This is a genomic window from Aquiflexum sp. (genome assembly GCF_041749095.1).
Classification (GTDB): domain Bacteria; phylum Bacteroidota; class Bacteroidia; order Cytophagales; family Cyclobacteriaceae; genus Aquiflexum.
The window spans coordinates 1-17,276 of the sequence record NZ_JBGTCA010000098.1; the positions used below are offsets into that span (position 1 = coordinate 1).

A 17,276-nucleotide genomic window follows, 5' to 3' on the forward strand; every position below is an offset into this window, starting at 1 on the left:
CTTCACATATTTCTCCAACCACGCATTCATTTCCCACAATGTATGCAAAATGGATTCTTTAGCTGCATAACCATGGCTTTCGTGAGGTAGGAAAACCAAACGGGTTGTGGCCCCATGTCCCTTCAAGGCATTGAAATAACGCTCTGATTGTATAGGAAAAGTACCGGAATTGTTGTCCGCTTCTCCATGGATCAACAGTATTGGTGTTTTCACTTTATGGGCATTCATAAAAGGGGACATGGCATTGTACACCTCAGGTGCTTCCCAATAAGACCTCTGCTCGTATTGAAAACCAAATGGTGTCAAGGTACGGTTATAAGCACCACTTCTTGCAATTCCGGCAGCAAAAAGGTCTGAATAGGAAAGTAGGTTGGCAGTCATAAATGCGCCATAGGAGTGGCCTCCAACTGCCATTTTGCTCCTTTCCCCAACTCCCGAATCTACAATGAAATCGATGGCTGCTTCTGCATTGGCCACCAATTGATCGACAAAGAAGTCATTGGGTTCTTCAGCTCCTTCTCCTACAATGGGCATTTCGGTTTGGTCCATGATAGCAAATCCTTGGGTTACCCAATAAATCGGTGAACCCCAACTCAATCTGGTAAATTGGTATTTGGAACCTCTTACCTGAGAGGCATCAGCGGCGGATTTGTATTCTCTTGGATAGGCCCACATCAAAACAGGCAGCCTTCCGTCTTTGGCAGGATCATATCCTTCGGGGGTATACAAAGTGGCAGATAAATCCAATCCATCTTTTCTCTTGTATTTCACCAAAGATTTATTGATGCCTTTCAGAGACTCATAAGGATGTTCGAAATCAGTTATCTGCCTTGGGGCGATACGTCTACGGGTATTTACAATCCAATAATTCGGCTGTATGTCTATGCTTTCTTTGAGTGTTACAAATTCTGTGGCATCAGTGTTCAATACCTTGACCACCCTTTCGAAATAGGGTGCCTGGGATCTCCATAGGATTTTCTCGGTTTTGGTTTTGGTGTTGAAGGATGAGAGATAAGGCATATCCCCATCAGGGCCTCCTCCGGAGGAGGTCATAAATACATCATCTCCTTTTCTCAACAATACATTTTTCCCATAATCATTGACTGTAAAAACAGGACTTCCAGGATCATTATATCGGTCATCCGAGGACCTTTCAATAATTACATACCCTTTGTCATTTGGATTGGAAGGGTTGATCCTATGAACACGAACCTGCCTTGTTGCGGACCAACTCTCATTAAGCAAGGCAAAATTATCATCTGACCAAAAAATGCCTCTATATCTATAAGCAATTCCTGCCAATTTACTTGGAGATCCATTGAAAGGCGCATCTAGTGTATAAATGATTTCCCGCTCATCTATTTTGACTTTTGGATCTCCTCCATCCTGCGCTTCTACCCAATAAAGAGTAGCGGGTTTGTCTGCTCTCCAATTGATAGATCTTGGTCCTGTCACAGTCGCGTCAAAGCCGGTTGGTCTCACTTCGTCCAAAGGAATTTGGGCCAAGGTTTTCACTTTATTGCCTTTGATATCCCAAATCTCTACATCATAAGGAAAACGGTAAACTGGGACCAAATAAGAAAATGGCTTTTGAACAATATCAACCGTAATGTAATTGCCATCAGGTGAAAGGTCAACAGATTTGATCATACCCGGTTTTCCCACGGACTGCATATTGCCCTGAAGGTCAATCAAAATCAGTTGGGAATCCATAAAATGGGCCAACAAAGCCTCATCATGTGGATTACTTAACAAATCCTGATAGGTCCTGGAAGGTGCGGCGTTTCCTGAACTTTCTTGGATTATCGGGCCGGAAGGTGCCAAAGGTGCTTTTGGCATCTGTCCTCTATCGGGATTTGTGGCTTTTAGTAAAATCTTATTGTCGGGAGTCCACGAAATAGCCGAACCATAGGTGGCATTGACAATTTCTTCTGTCAACTTTTTGGCTTCAAAGGTAGTCAGGTCCACTACCCAAAGGCTGATTCCTGAATTGGTAGTATTGGTAACTGCTGCATATTTTTCATCTTTAGAAAGGGAAATACCTCCAAGTTTTGGAGTATTTGGAAGACCTTTGATGGTCTGATGTTGACCTGTTTTGGTGTTTTTTACAATGACATTATAAAAACTCCCTGACCTGGAAGGACCGTTTGTAGCCGGGTTGATTCTGATCCCTCCTATTCGGAGTTCGGGTTGCGCCAAGTCCTCTATAGATGGGTTGCCCGCTCTTTCCAAAATCAACATCAAATCTCCGGAACGGCTAAAACTGACCGTTGGCGTCAGAGGGGAGTCAACCAAGTCAGCAATGGATTTTGGTGGTGTTTGATAGGAAAGGGCATTTTGAGACTGTGCAATGCCTGCCAAAAAAACGAAGCAAATGACGAGGCAATTAAATTTATTCCATATTTTGATCATAAGAGTTTTATTAAGCTTAGTTGTAAACAAATTAGGTCAACTTACCATAATATAATTGATTTTTGGGGTATTTGGTTTTTTAAAGATGATGGGTGGTAATTAACCTAGAAGATAGGATAATATAGAAAACAGGTTATCCTTGTCATTTCGAGTCCTTAACATGCTGAAAATGTTCAAAATAGGAATGACATTAAGTTACCGGTTAAGCCGCCGTCATCCTGAGTCTCCAACATTCTGAAAATGTTCAGAAAAGGAATGACATTAGGTTTCTCGTCATCCCGAGGCACGAGGGATCTCCAGAGGTTCTATATATATTCATTTTATCATTTACTGATCCTCAGGAGGCCCTTCTCCCGATAGCCATTGGGATCAGGGTGACGGCTGCTCCGATTTATGTCATTGGTACGGCAGGAGGAATCTGTTCAACCTTTGGGTTTCAAGACCTCTGTCCACGATAATGATCAGGATCGAGGTGACAAGGAAAAGTTTTATTCACTAGCTACTCTTGGTTTAATGGAAAGGTTCAAGATCTTCTATAAGGCAACAAAAAAAAGGAACCCTTTTGGGGTTCCTCTTTAAATTTTATAAAAACACAAACAATTATTTTCCTACTCCACCGATCGAAATCATTGCGCATCTAAAACCAATGTGATTGGTGGCGGAATCCTGATGGATAAATCTTCTTGTTCCCGGAGCAAGCCAATAAGCCATATCTCTCCAAGAGCCTCCTTTATAAACTCTGTATTCGTCAGTAATCAAAGTAGTACCGTAAGTTTCTTCTTCATCAAAAATACCATCTTTTCTTAAAGGGTTAAGATCATCAAAATCCTGGTAAGAAAGCGGTCTGTAAACATCCTGTACCCATTCGTTGACATTTCCGGCCATGTGATAGAGTCCGAAATCATTTGGTGGGAAGTCATAAACGTTGGTAGGTAGAATTTCTCCATCATTCGAATTGCTACCTGCAATACCTGCATAATCACCTCTGCCTCTTTTGAAATTGGCTAGGAAATCACCTTGCTTGCCTTTTCTTTTGACATTATATGGATTCCTAACACCTCTGCCATCCCAAGGATAAATTCGTCCATATTCCTGATTTTCGTCCATATACTGGGTTCCGATCATGGCTTTGGCAGCATATTCCCATTCAGCTTCACTTGGAAGCCTGTATTCTGCAAAGGCAACACCTCTTTCAATCAACTGATTTTTAGTAAGGGAACTATCGATTTTATTTCTTTCACGGATGAGGTCAGACACAAACGCCGTTCTCCATTTGGCATATACATTTGCCTGAGTCCAGGATACACCTGCTACAGGATAAAAGTTGAAACCAGGGAACCTGAAGTAATATGTATCATAAACATCATTGTAAGATAGTGCCCCAGCCCAAACACCTTCCTGAGGTTCCAATTTTTGAATGGAATCAGCGCTTACCTGTTTCTTCATATGGAAAAGAAATTCACGGTAGTCATTGTTCGTGATTTCAGTCTCATCCATAAAGAAAGAGGCAATGGTGACAGTTCTTTCGGCGTTGTCACGGAAAGCCATGACATCTTGTTCTTGGGATCCTAGAACGGCACGACCACCTTGAATGTATTTCAGGTTGGGTCCGATTTCCTGCTTGGCTAATCTGGTAACCAAAAACTGTGTACTGTCTTTTGAAACATCAAAGCTATATTCAGCACCCGTAGTAGGGCTTGCTTTGCCCGGCTTGGCGGCAGTCCTTCTGCCGTAGCCTGGCGTTTTGTTACAGGAACTAAGGAATGCTCCTGCGATAATCAATGCGGAAGCCAAAATCAAGCCTGTTTTATTATTTCTAAAAACCATAGTATTAAAGTGTTTTTATGCACAAATAGAACGCTAATATATAATCAATAATATCTTAACACAATTATTTTTTTTGTACCCTCCATTGTAGAAAATGGGATTTTTGCGGGATTGTTGGAAATAATACAAATATTTTGAGAGGAAAAACAAATAAGCCTTGATTAAAAATTTTCAAAATTTATGAATTTTTCATCCCCAAGAGCCATTTTTTTGATTTTTCGATGGTATTAACGTCATTGATTATGAGGATTAAGCGGTTCTTCGCCTCTTTGATTTTACAATATTTCCCTTGTGTTTGTATAAACGCCAAAATCTTGCCAAAGGTATCTGACCTGAAATACTTTTCTTTTTCTGGTGGTAGAAAGTAACATTTCATGATGCCATTTTTGATCACCAATTTCTCAAATCCCAAATCTTCAGCAATCCATCGCAACCTTACTGTTTCGAATAGGTCATCCACTGTATCAGGAATTGGGCCAAAACGATCTCTGATGGATTGGATATAAGTAAGGAGTTCAGATTCCATTTTGATATTGTCGAGTTTGGCATAAAGGCCCAACCTTTCTGAAATATTGCTCACATAAGTTTCTGGTATCAATAGCTCCAAGTCCGTTTCAATCACACAATCCTGCACCAATACCTTTACCTTTTCCTTCAAATCTACTTCGAAAAGTTCGGCAAATTCATTTTCCTTCAATTCCTGAACCGCTTCATCCAAAATCTTATGGTACATTTCAAACCCAAGGTCGGTAATAAACCCGCTTTGCTCGGCGCCGAGAAGATTTCCTGCCCCCCTAATATCCAAATCTCTCATGGCCACTTTGAATCCATCGCCCAAATCAGAAAATTCTTCCAAAGTCTGTAGCCTCTTTCTTGCTTCTGCCGTAAGCCCCGAAGTCGGAGTTGTCAACAGGTAGCAGAAAGCCTTTTTATTACTCCTTCCTACACGACCCCGCATTTGATGCAGGTCGCTTAAGCCAAACATGTGAGCACGGTTAATAATAATGGTATTGGCATTGGGAATATCCAAACCAGATTCAATGATATTGGTGGAAACCAATACATCATATTCTCCTTCGATGAATTTGACCATGATGTTTTCAAGTTTTTTCCCATCCATTTGACCGTGGGCAGATGATACTCTTGCATCAGGAACCAATCTTAGGATCAGGTTGGCTATGGCGTCGATTTCCCCGACACGGTTGTGAACAAAAAATACCTGCCCGCCTCTTCGGATCTCAAATGAGATAGCATCTCTTATCACCTCTTCCCTGAAAGTATGTATTTCAGTGGTAACAGGCTGACGATTGGGCGGAGGAGTTGCGATGACTGAAAGATCACGGGCACCCATTAATGAAAAATGTAAGGTTCGAGGTATAGGTGTAGCTGTTAAGGTCAATACATCTACATTAACCTTCATTTCTTTCAGTTGATCTTTGACTTTTACGCCAAATTTTTGCTCCTCATCAATGACCAATAAGCCGAGGTTTTTGAATTTGATGTCCTTATTGACAATTCTATGCGTTCCGATCAAAATATCAATCTCTCCTGTAGTGACTTGTTGGGTGATTTCTTTGATTTCTTTTGGAGAACGGAACCTGTTGATATATTCTACTTTCACTGGAAAACCCGTAAGTCTTTCTTTGAATGTATGATAATGCTGCATGGCCAAAATCGTAGTTGGCACTAATACCGCTACCTGTTTTCTGTCATTCAAAGCTTTGAATGCTGCTCTGATAGCAACCTCGGTCTTGCCAAAACCTACATCTCCACAGACCAAACGGTCCATTGGATAGCTTTTTTCCATGTCCGCTTTCACATCAGCAGTAGCCAATGCCTGATCGGGTGTGTCCTCAAAAACAAAGGAACTCTCGAGTTCTACCTGCAAGACAGAATCGGAAGAAAACTGAAAACCCGGTGCACTTTTTCTTTTGGCATATAAAGAGATCAAGTCTTTGGCTATGTCCTTGACCTTGCCTTTGACTCTACTCTTTTTATTCTCCCACTCAGGAGAGCCTAATTTGGACATAGAAGGATTGGTTCCTTCCTGACCTGAATATTTGGAAATCTTGTGCAGGGAATGGATATTGACAAACAAAAGGTCATCATCCCTGAATATCAGCCTAACCGCTTCTTGGGATTTACCATGCACATCTACTTTTTCAAGACCTGCAAATCTCCCAACACCATAATCTACATGGACTATAAAATCTCCCGGATGCAAGGTCTTTAGTTCCCTGAGCGTAAGTGCTTTTGATTTGCTTGCTTTCGATTTGGTCTTGTAGCGATGGAACCTTTCAAAAATCTGATGGTCAGTATAGCAGGCAATCTCATGGTTTTTGTCCACAAAACCTTCCCGCAGACCTATATGCAAAGATTGAACTCTGAGCGTGGGGTCCAATTCGTTGAAAATGTTTTCAAGACGCTGAATCTGTTTGTCGCTTTCAGAGCAGATGATATTCAGCCATCCTGTCTTTTCATTTTCTACCAGATTTTCTACCAACAGGTCAAAATTCTTATTGAATGATGGCTGCGGTTTGGAATTGAAATTAAATATTTTGGCGTCTTTGAAATAGAACTTATGGCCAAATTCAAGTTTGCCGAATTTTCCAGCAAATTCAGAAAATTTCTCTTGCCCGTCAAAAAGATCCTCAGGTTTGAGCAGGAGCTTTTCATTGGCGGTGCGGCTTACAATCTGATCAAATTGACTATGGGCTTTTTGGAAATACTCTTCCATGATATCCAATGAAAACTGAAAATCCTTAAACCACATCAAAGTATTGGTAGGAAGAAACTCCAAAAAAGACTGTCTCTGTTCCTGCAAAAGTTTGGTCTGAACATTTGGAATAATACTGATATGGTCAATTTTATCCAATGAAAGCTGGGATTCGGGATCAAAAGTCCTGATGGATTCTATTTCCTTGCCAAAGAGCTCCAACCTGAAAGGAAGGTCATTGGCATAGGAAAAAATATCCAAAATACCCCCTCTGATGGCAAACTGTCCAGGTTCAAAAACAAAATCGGTTTTTTCAAAATCATAGGTGTTTAGCAATTCTGCAATAAATTCCAAATCAACTTTTTCACCTACGGCTGCCAAAAAAGTATTTTCTTTCAGGGATCTTTTGTTGATGACTTTTTCATACAAGGCCTCTGCATAAGTTATGATTATGGGATTTTCACGTTCTTGAACCAAGATCTTATTGAGTACTTCAGCCCTTTGAAGCACATTTGCATTTTCTATTTCATCAAACTGATAGGGTCTCTTGTAGCTCGAAGGAAAATAGTAGGTGGAATTTTCACCCAACAATTCCTGAATATCATTATTAAGGTAAGCGGCTTCCTCTTTGTCATGGGCCACTATCAAATGGCATCCTTTCGTTATGTTAAAAATTGAAGCAAATACTACCATGTCCAAACTGCCGGAAAGTCCTTTGAACTGATAATTTCCTCTCCTATTGTTCAAGATGGTATCAGCCAAGGTCTGAACAAAGGGATCGGTTTGGTATAAAGAAAGAAAGGATTTTTTTTCCAAAATGGGTCGGGTAGAATTATTAGGGGGCAAAGTTATGAAATTGATTTTTATTCTACTTGTTAAAGTCTTTTATGAAATTGTATTCATTTAGCCTGAACCTAAGAGACTTTAAAATGTTTAAGTTATTGTAGTCGAAAAATCAAATGGAAAAAACCAAAGAAACCTGGTTTCAGAGAATAGAAAACATGCATCCTTATCAGACCCTGCTTTACCTTGGCATGTTTGGAAGCGGTTTGATTTTTCTATTTATGACGGTGGCATTCTTATCTTCGGATACCTCGATGATGGAGGGCGTGAAGTTTAAGATGCCAAAATCATTTATTTTGAGTTCTTTAATTATTTTAATCAGTGGATATACTGTGACCAAAATGATGGTGCATTATAGGGAGGATGATGTGACCAAACTTAAAAACAGCTTGCTATTGACTTTTTTCCTTGGGATAATCTTCACAGGGTTACAGTTTATGGGTTGGAAAGAACTTGGGAACATGGGTGTTGATTTTCGGGGATTGCCCAGTGGGAGTTTTCTTTATGTTTTGAGCGGCATTCATATTTTCCATTTGGTTGGTGCCATGACATTTGCGATCATTATGGTGTACCAATATAGTAGGGTAGAAAAAGACGAAGTCAGGCATTTGATCCTGCTGACCAATCCCTTCGAAAAAATGAGAATCCAACTTTTTACCATTTATTGGCATTTTATGGATATCATCTGGCTGATTCTCTTTTTGATTTTTGTACTTACCTTTTAGAAAATAAACCTAATTTCGGTCTTTGATCATAAGTTAACGAATAAACCAAAAACAGATATGGCAGAAAATAAATATGAAATCAACATTGATCCTGATTGGATCAAGAAATACCTCGGCCGGATCATTTTGGGATTCCTGCTGTTTGTGGCAGCGGTCACAAGCACCAAAACCGTGGGTCCGGAGGAAGTAGGGGTAGTCATTCAGCTTGGCAAATACAACAGAACAGTGGATCCCGGTCTGAGTTTTATTTTACCTTTTGGCCTGGAGTCTATGCATAAGATTCCGGTGCAACGGCAATTGAAGCAGGAATTTGGATTCCGCACAACCCAAGCTTCTCAACGAAGCGAATATTCCGATGGTAATTATGGGGATGAAAGCATGATGCTCACCGGTGACCTCAACCTCACTGATGTGGAATGGGTGGTCCAGTATAGAATTGTGGATTCATACAAGTACCTATTCAGGGTAAGAAATGCTGAAAAAACCCTTAGGGATATGTCAGAAGCATCAATGAGAAAAATAGTGGGTGACCGGACAGTCAATGAAGTGTTAACAGTTGGCCGTCAGGAAGTCGCCTCGAGTGTAGAGGTATTGTTGCAACAACTTTGTGATGAATATGAAAATGGAATTCGCATTGATCAGGTAGTTTTACAGGACGTCAATCCTCCTGAACCGGTAAAGCCCTCATTCAATGCAGTAAATGAGGCCCAACAGGAAAGAGAGACGCTCATCAATCAGGCAGAGGCGGAATACAACAGGGTTATCCCCAGGGCTAGAGGTGAGGCACTTGAGACCATACAGTTGGCTGAGGCTTATGCCCTCAATCGGGTAAACAGAGCGAAAGGTGAATCAGACAGATTCAATTCTCTGTTTGAAGCCTACGTAAAAGCTCCTGAGGTGACCAAGCAGAGAATTTACTTGGAAACAATGGAAAAGATATTGCCAAAAATCGGGAACAAAATCATTGTCGATGAAAAGGGTAACAATGTGTTGCCGTTGTTGAACATAGACAGAGCTAAAGCCATCAACCCATGAAAACAAAAAGAATAATACTAATAAGTTTGGTTGTAGCTACCGTTCTGGTATTGACAAACACCATATATATACTTGACGAAACGCAACAGGCCATCGTAACTCAATTTGGGAGACCTGTGGGAGACCCAAGGACTGAACCGGGGCTGAACTTCAAAGTGCCCTTTTTACATAAAGTGCAGTTCTTTGACAAAAGGTATCTCGAATGGGATGGGAATAAAAACCAAGTACCTACCAAAGACAAGAAATTTATTTTTGTGGATACCTACGCAAGATGGGAAATTACCAACCCTTTACAGTTTTTCATCCGCTTGAGGGATGAGCGTTCTGCCCAATCAAGATTGGATGACATTTTGGATGGAGAAACAAGAAATGCCATAGCAAGCCATGATTTATTGGATATTGTCCGCTCTTCAAACAGGGATCCGGAAATCACCGAAGATTTTATGGAGGAAATTGAAAGATTGGATGATATATCTGTGGGTCGGGCTGTAATCGAAAAAATTGTATTGGAAAAAGCCAATGAGAGAACTGCTGACCTGGGTGTCAGGATTTTGGATTTTAAGTTCAAAAGGATGAATTATGTAGATGAGGTTAGGGACCGTGTTTACGACAGGATGATTTCTGAAAGAAACCGGATTGCAGATCAGTTCAGGTCTGAAGGACAAGGTGAAGCCAGAAAAATCGAGGGGGATAAAGAAAGAGACCTTGCCGAAATCCAGTCTAATGCATTTAGGGAAGCAGAGGAAATCAAAGGCCGTGCAGATGCCGAAGCCACAGATATCTATGCATCTGCATACAATAAAAACCGTACTGCGGTGGACCTTTACAAATTTCTAAGAACCATGGAAAGTTTTGAAAAATCAATGGATGAAAATACTAGTATTATTCTATCTTCTGACAGTGAGTTTTTCAAGTATCTGAAAAAACTGAACTAAACAAAATCGGCTGAAACTGCTGATAATAATGTCCCTTAAGTTTGTTGGGCAAAGGATAGATTTTTAAAATAAATCCGTCATCGCCTTCATAAAACCTAAGGGACATTTTGTTTTTAGTTTGAACAAGCTTTAGCAAACAAAGTTAACATGCCATGAAGATCAATATAGAGACTGAGGTTCAACAGGATTACCTTAAAGTAAAAGATGGGTTCAACCAAAGCTTGTTTTCCAAACTAAGTCCGCCCTTTCCACCGGTAAAACTTTTGCGTTTTGATGGATCCAAAAAAGGTGATTTGGTCTCACTTAAGCTCAATTTCATTTTTTTTAAGCAAAAATGGACAAGTAATATTACAGAAGACAAGACTACAGACCGGGAATTTTATTTTGTGGATAAAGGGGTAGAGCTTCCTTTTTTTTTGAAGGAATGGCAGCATAAGCACCGCATTATCAAAACAGGAGAAGGAAGTATTATCAGAGACGAAATCACCTATAAAAGCAGATTTTCACTTATGACCCTGATGCTATATCCTGCTCTCTATCTTCAGTTTTTGTACAGAAAACCGATTTATAAGAAGATATTTAAGGTTTGATTTTAAAGATTGATTTTCTTTTTTGGACGGAAGTCGGAAGACCGAAGACGGAAGAAATGCCCAAAAATGACTATTCTTTAAGGATTCGATTTGCCCCACTACCTGAAAATTCCTCAAATTAAAAATGTATCTAAAGTCAGGGTTAAATAATGGTGAGGTTATCACAATTCTGGATCTGACAATCTCCATAAAGCACTAAAGAATGGCTGCTGATAGCTGATTTGAATTCCTGTCCCATCGCTTCCTTGATCAAATTGATCCTTTCATCGGAAAACTCCCGGATTTTTCTGCATTGATTACACACATGATGGTCGTGGTGTTTGTAGGTTAGTGCCTGTTCATATAGGGCAACCTTATCTTTGAACTGATGTTTTACTGCTAGTCCACATTCCACCAAAAGATCCAATGTATTGTATATAGTAGCGCGACTGATGGTATAACCTTTATTCCGCATCAATAAAAACAGGCCCTCAACATCAATATGCTCGTCTTGAGGTAATGCATATAACTCATCGATTACAGAATATCTTTCCGGTGTTTTTCTACTTCCCTGTCTGATGAGAAAGTTTTCAAAAATTTTTTTTGCTTTTTCTACTATTGACTTTTCTGCCATACCAAATGTTTCTAAATAATAAAGATGAGGTATTTTTTAGATTTTTTCAATAAATAGCATGGTGAAGGACGTTATACATCCTTATTTGATTTGAATATAAACAACACATTTTACCAAAATACTTTGACCCACTCAAATCAATTGATTGAACAATTGATCTAGAAAAAATATTTATCATTATATTAAACCCAAAACCCAAGTAACCTAGATTAAACATGATGAAAAAAAGTATCTTTTTCTATTTTCTCTTTTGTTGGTTCACAATTCATTCTCTTTTGGCTCAGGTTCCGGGTTTTTATATGAAAGAGGATAGCAGGAAAAAGGAAATCCCATTTTTGGCTTCCAATAACCTTATTATTTTACCTGTTTCCATAAATGACAGTGTACCTGTAAATTTCCTGGTGGATACAGGGGTAAAGACCAATATTCTTTTCAGTAAAACATTGGGGGATTATTTGGGACTTAAATATACCAGAAAACTGGACCTGGTCGGTGCAGACGGCAAGACTGTTCTGACAGCCTCTGTTTCACCGACCAATCATCTTGATTTAGGTCCCATCGAAGGTATTTTCCAGACAATACTGGTCTTGGATGAGGATTTTCTGGAATTGGAGAGGGTAATCGGCGTTCCTGTATTTGGGGTAATCGGATATGAATTTTTCAAGCATAATCCTGTAAAAATTGATTATGATGAAGGGGTCATATCATTTTACAGGTCAGATGCCCTAAAGAAAAGGCCTTTTGGATTCAGAAAATTACCGGTTAAGCTTGAAAACAGCAAACCATATATCCAAGCAAAAGTCAAACAGAATGACGGAGGGGAACTAGATGCCAAACTTTTGATAGATACAGGAGCCAATCATGGTCTTTTGCTTAACAGGGAGACATCAGATCAGATAATATTGCCTAATGAACGTCTTGAAAGTGAACTTGGGAGATCGCTTGGAGGTGATTTGTATGGTTTTGTGGCGAGGACTCGTCGGCTAAGATTCAGCAGCCTGAAGTTCAATAACATTATTACTTCGTTTCCTGATGAAACAGAATTCAGCTATGTAATCAAGGACAGTGGAAGACAGGGAAGTGTTGGTTCCGAGTTATTGGGCAGAATGAATATCATCTTTGATTATAACCGGGAAAAGATATATGTCAAAAAAGGAATGACTTTTCATGAACCTTTTGAATATGACATGAGCGGTATAACTTCCCGTGTAATTCCTTCAGATGAAAAAAGATTTTATGTGTCCCAGGTTCGTGAGGGCTCACCTGCCTACATCGCAGGGGTACGAAAAAATGATGAATTTGTAAGCATCAATACCGTACCTCTGGATTTTTGGGAGCTTTCTGATTTGATCAAAATATTCCGATCAGAGGAGGGAAGGGAAATCAAACTTGTTTTACAGAGATACATTGATGAGGATACTGAAAATTTTGAATTGATTGAAGTAAGATTCAAACTTAAAAGACAGATTTAACCAATTTAGGTCGCTTTAAATCATAGACTTGTACTTTTCCTATTAAGATTTCTATTAAGTAATGTATATTTGAAAACTCTTGAAGCTAACAAAAGTTAAATGTTGGCGCAATGCTATTCACAATTCTTTTTATTTGAATGATGTCTGAAAGCCCGAAAGATTCATTAAAGAACATATTACTTACTTACAAAAGCTATGAAGATGGCAAATACGAACTGCTATATATTTCTTCAGAAGTAAGGACGATTTTGGAAAAAGGTGAGAAATTTTACGAAGAAGCATTTTTTGAAAAAATATTTCCAACTATTCCTAAGCCCTTTTTTGGATACCTGTTCCAGATCCTTGGAAACGGGGATAAAATTACCTGTCCCCTTGTGTGGAAGAAAAAATATTTCAGGTTTGTCAATCTTGAGGGTTATGTAATTTCTCAGCCCGACAATTCTTATTTGGTGAATGTGCTTATTTCTCCGACTTCTTCCGATCAGAACATCAAATTCTCCTGGCTTCTGAACATTTACCAAAACAAAGTGTATTCTGGATTAGAAAGTAGTAAGGGTCTAAATAGTGTTGAGGACTGGAAGGAGTATTTTATTTCCAAATTTGATTTTCTCGACAAGGGAAATTTTTCGGATTTCATACATAAAGAAAAATCAGAAGTTCTTACCATATTTCCTGAGCATCTATATCTGGCCAAAAAGACACTTTCAGAAGAATTTGTTTTGGTTCAATTGGTCTATGGATTCTCAGGGGAAAATGATGCCCAAAAGAAAAACAATCTGATCTACTATGAATATGATATCCAAGATGACAATTTTATATTTTCAGGTGGATTTAAAAAAATACTCGGGTATCCTTCACATTTCTTTTCAGGATTCAAAGGAGAAGACTGGATCAATTTGATCCATCCTGAAGACAGGCATTATTTTGATTCGGGATTTGAACATTATTCCAAATTGGTCTATCGGGTATTGCACAATGAGGGCCATTTCATTTATGTACAGGATGAAAACAAAAAATTTGCAGAAGAACCCAGTCAAAAAAATTTGGTCCTTGGTATTATCACTGATATTTCGGCTCTTAAAGAAATGGAAAAAGACCTTTTGGAGCACAAAACGGTTCTCGACGAACTAACAGGAGTGGTACCGGGAATGGTTTATTTGTTAAAAAATTTTGCAGATGGAAGCAGAAAATTTGTTTTCGTAAGTGAAGGCTGTTACAATTTGCTGGAAATTGAAGCTTCTGTGATAATAGAAAATGACATGAACCTCCAAAACCTGATCCATCCGGATGATCTGGAAAGTGTCCTTAAAGCTCATAAAAATGCAATTATTAATGATCAAAAATTTGAGTCCTATTTCCGGATAATCACACCTTCCGGCAACATCAAATGGGTTTATGGTGCTTCAAACAGGTTGAAAAAGTATAACAACGATTCTATTTGGGCTGGTTTTTTTGTCGACTTTACCTATACCAAACAGAAAGAAGCCGAGTCCTATCTGAATCTGACCAAGTACAAAACACTTTTTGAGGAAAATCCCCTGCCTATTTTTCAATATGATAAAAACGGATATATTCAGGATGTCAACAAAAGGGCTCTTGAAAAAATTGAAGTCAGAGACAGGGACGCCTTGATAGGAAAAAATATTTTTGAACTCATTAAAGACCATCCAATCAGTCAAGCATATAAGGACAGTATCGAGAAGGGATATGGCTACTATGAAGGACCCTATATCAGTTTCTTCAGCAACAAACTTTTTCACCTGAGGGTAAATGCAAAATCCGTGGATGATGGGAGGATTTTTCAGGCAATTTTGGAAGATATCAGCGAACAACAATATGTCTCTAATATTCTTTCAAGTCTTACCGAAAGGACTTCAAAGTACAGCGGTCAGGCTTTTTTCGATGAACTTACGGCCTATCTGTCAGATAAACTGCATATGTCCAGTTGCTTCATTGCAGAAATCAACGAAAAAAACAATATTGCAAACATTCTATCCTTTTTTAGACATGGAGCAAAGCAAGAGAATTTCAGTTATAATCTTGAGAAAACTCCATGCCAACACTGTTTGAAATTAAACGCTCCCTATATCATCCAAAGTGGCGCTTCCCAAAAGTTTCCTAAAGATAGAGAGTTGGTAGAGATGAAAATTTCAACCTATGTGGGCGTGCCTATTGCTGACATGGATCAAAATAGATTGGGGATTTTGGTATTGATGGATGAAAAGCCACAACCATACAGTGCTGGATTATCAGGTTTGTTGAACGTACTTTCAGACAGGATAGGAGCAGAATTGAGCAGAATGTATTTTGAAAACAGACTTATCTCTTCAGAATTGCTATTTCGAAGTATTGCCGAAAATTTCCCTAAAGGAATCATTGCCGTTTTGGATAAAGATTTAAATTACGTTTATACTGATGGAAAAGGCTACCAATCACTTGGCATTGAACCCAATAACCTGGTCGGAACATCCCATATGCTTACCTATGATACCAAGGAGGCAGTTCAAGTCCAAGGATATTTCGAAAAAGTATTTCAAGGGGAATCTGTAGTTTTTGAGATTACAAAAGGCAAACAATACTTTTTGAAAAATGGAGTTCCATTGGTCAATAATTTTGGAGAGATTGACCGTATTCTTTTGGTTTCTCAGAATATTACAGAAATCAAAACTTCTGAGTCAGAAAGAGAGCAGTTGATCCGTGATCTTAAATCCCAAAATGAGGAGCTTCAGCGCTTTGCTTATATCATTTCCCACAATCTCCGGGCACCGATTGTTAATATTTCATCACTTTTGGACTTGTACAATATTGCTGATCCATCGGATTATGAAAATCAAGAGGTCATGGAGAACTTAAAGATCTCTACTGAGATTCTTCACAGTACATTGGAGGATTTGATTGAGGTGGTTTCCATTAAGAAAAACAAACTGCCTAAAATAGAACAGGTGAGTTTTAGAAAATTAATAAGAAACCTTGAAAAAAGCCTTTCCAAGCAGTTCAAAGAATCCGGTACAAAAATCTTATGTGATTTTTCAGCAGCACCAGACATCAATTATATTTACTCCCACCTGGAAAATTTTATGATCAACCTAACTACAAATGCCATCAAATATCGGCATCCTGAAAGAAATCCTATCATTCAGATCAAAACCTATCCTATAAAAGAATATACTGTCATTGAATTTCGGGACAACGGCATCGGGATTGACCTTGACAGATACAAGGACAGGCTTTTTGGGCTTTATCAAAGATTCCACTCCCATGTGGACGGCAAGGGTTTGGGCTTATATCTGGTAAGAGAACAAATCCGCGCACATGATGGCAATCTTGAGGTTCAAAGTGTGGTTGGAGAAGGAACTACATTTTATATTTATCTCAATAACCTACGATCATACCAACCCGTAGAAAATTAAAAAATTGCAGCCGGTAATTTCCATCTATTTCTCTTGTATTATTTTACCTTTGCACTGAAATCCATAAAACTTTAAAGTATGAAAAAAGCAATAATACCAATCATCATCATTGCCGTAGTCGGAATATTTGTTTATACCAAAGCAGTGGGCGTGTACAATATGTTTGTGCAAAATGAAGAAACCATCAATGGACAATGGGCTGAGGTGGAAACCCAATATCAAAGAAGGGCAGACTTGATTCCCAATTTGGTCAATACAGTAAAGGGATATGCGGATTTTGAGCAGGAAACCTTAACTGGCGTAATTGAAGCACGTTCTAAAGCAACATCCATCAATCTAAATGCCGATAACCTTACTCCGGAAAATATTGCACAATTCCAACAGGCCCAAGACCAATTAAGCGGAGCGCTAAGCCGTCTTTTGGTAACTGTAGAAAGATACCCTGACCTGAAAGCCAACCAAAACTTTTTGGAACTTCAAGCTCAACTGGAAGGTACAGAGAACCGAATTGCTGTAGCGAGAAAAAATTTTAACCAATCAGTACAATCCTATAATTCCAACTTAAGGACATTCCCAAATAATATCTTTGCAGGCTGGTATGGTTTTGAAAGAAAGGGATATTTTGAAGCAACCCAAGGTGCAGAAACTGCTCCATCGGTTCAATTTTAACAATTATGGCTGAAAAATTATTTTCTCAG

11 protein-coding genes are annotated in these 17,276 nt (G+C 39.0%); 7 read left to right on the plus strand and 4 right to left on the minus strand.

Annotated features, from left to right (window positions below):
• The 3 genes from ACEW8O_RS05170 to mfd form a co-directional block, all read right to left on the minus strand.
• Nucleotides 1-2,412, minus strand: a 2,412-nt coding sequence (locus ACEW8O_RS05170) for an alpha/beta hydrolase family protein (protein ID WP_373493556.1), incomplete at its 3' end; no start/stop codon positions are given.
• Between the two features lie 600 nt (nt 2,413-3,012).
• Complete coding sequence (gene gldJ, locus ACEW8O_RS05175) at nt 3,013-4,239, minus strand: gliding motility lipoprotein GldJ (RefSeq protein ID WP_373493557.1); 1,227 nt, start codon at nt 4,237-4,239, stop codon at nt 3,013-3,015.
• A gap of 178 nt (nt 4,240-4,417) precedes the next feature.
• Nucleotides 4,418-7,771: a transcription-repair coupling factor gene (gene mfd, locus ACEW8O_RS05180; RefSeq protein ID WP_373493558.1), complete on the minus strand. Its 3,354-nt coding sequence runs from the start codon at nt 7,769-7,771 to the stop codon at nt 4,418-4,420.
• A 143-nt stretch (nt 7,772-7,914) separates the two neighbouring features.
• On the opposite strand from mfd, the gene ACEW8O_RS05185 reads away from it, so the two are divergent.
• From ACEW8O_RS05185 to ACEW8O_RS05200, 4 genes are all read left to right on the plus strand, one after another.
• Nucleotides 7,915-8,523 carry a heme-copper oxidase subunit III gene (locus ACEW8O_RS05185; protein ID WP_373493559.1) on the plus strand — a complete coding sequence of 203 codons (609 nt, stop codon included), beginning with the start codon at nt 7,915-7,917 and terminating at the stop codon, nt 8,521-8,523.
• A gap of 57 nt (nt 8,524-8,580) precedes the next feature.
• The gene (gene hflK, locus ACEW8O_RS05190; protein ID WP_373493560.1) at nt 8,581-9,558 is read left to right on the plus strand and encodes an FtsH protease activity modulator HflK; all 978 of its coding nucleotides are present in this window, start codon (nt 8,581-8,583) and stop codon (nt 9,556-9,558) included.
• Complete coding sequence (hflC, locus tag ACEW8O_RS05195) at nt 9,555-10,493, plus strand: protease modulator HflC (RefSeq protein WP_373493561.1); 939 nt, start codon at nt 9,555-9,557, stop codon at nt 10,491-10,493. Before hflK ends, hflC begins: the two co-directional genes overlap by 4 nt.
• Before the next feature lie 152 nt (nt 10,494-10,645).
• Nucleotides 10,646-11,083: a hypothetical protein gene (locus ACEW8O_RS05200; protein WP_373493562.1), complete on the plus strand. Its 438-nt coding sequence runs from the start codon at nt 10,646-10,648 to the stop codon at nt 11,081-11,083.
• Between the two features lie 142 nt (nt 11,084-11,225).
• Here the strand turns inward: ACEW8O_RS05200 and ACEW8O_RS05205 are convergent, their stop codons facing one another.
• The gene (locus ACEW8O_RS05205; protein WP_373493563.1) at nt 11,226-11,696 is read right to left on the minus strand and encodes a Fur family transcriptional regulator; all 471 of its coding nucleotides are present in this window, start codon (nt 11,694-11,696) and stop codon (nt 11,226-11,228) included.
• A 218-nt stretch (nt 11,697-11,914) separates the two neighbouring features.
• Between ACEW8O_RS05205 and ACEW8O_RS05210 the strand changes: the two genes are divergently transcribed.
• The 3 genes from ACEW8O_RS05210 (at nt 11,915) to ACEW8O_RS05220 (ending at nt 17,247) form a co-directional block, all read left to right on the plus strand.
• Nucleotides 11,915-13,168, plus strand: coding sequence for an aspartyl protease family protein (locus ACEW8O_RS05210; RefSeq protein WP_373493564.1), 1,254 nt, complete (start codon nt 11,915-11,917; stop codon nt 13,166-13,168).
• A gap of 140 nt (nt 13,169-13,308) precedes the next feature.
• Nucleotides 13,309-16,578, plus strand: coding sequence for a PAS domain S-box protein (locus ACEW8O_RS05215; RefSeq protein WP_373493565.1), 3,270 nt, complete (start codon nt 13,309-13,311; stop codon nt 16,576-16,578).
• A 78-nt stretch (nt 16,579-16,656) separates the two neighbouring features.
• The gene (locus ACEW8O_RS05220) at nt 16,657-17,247 is read left to right on the plus strand and encodes a LemA family protein (RefSeq protein ID WP_373493566.1); all 591 of its coding nucleotides are present in this window, start codon (nt 16,657-16,659) and stop codon (nt 17,245-17,247) included.
• Nucleotides 17,248-17,276 lie beyond the last annotated feature (29 nt).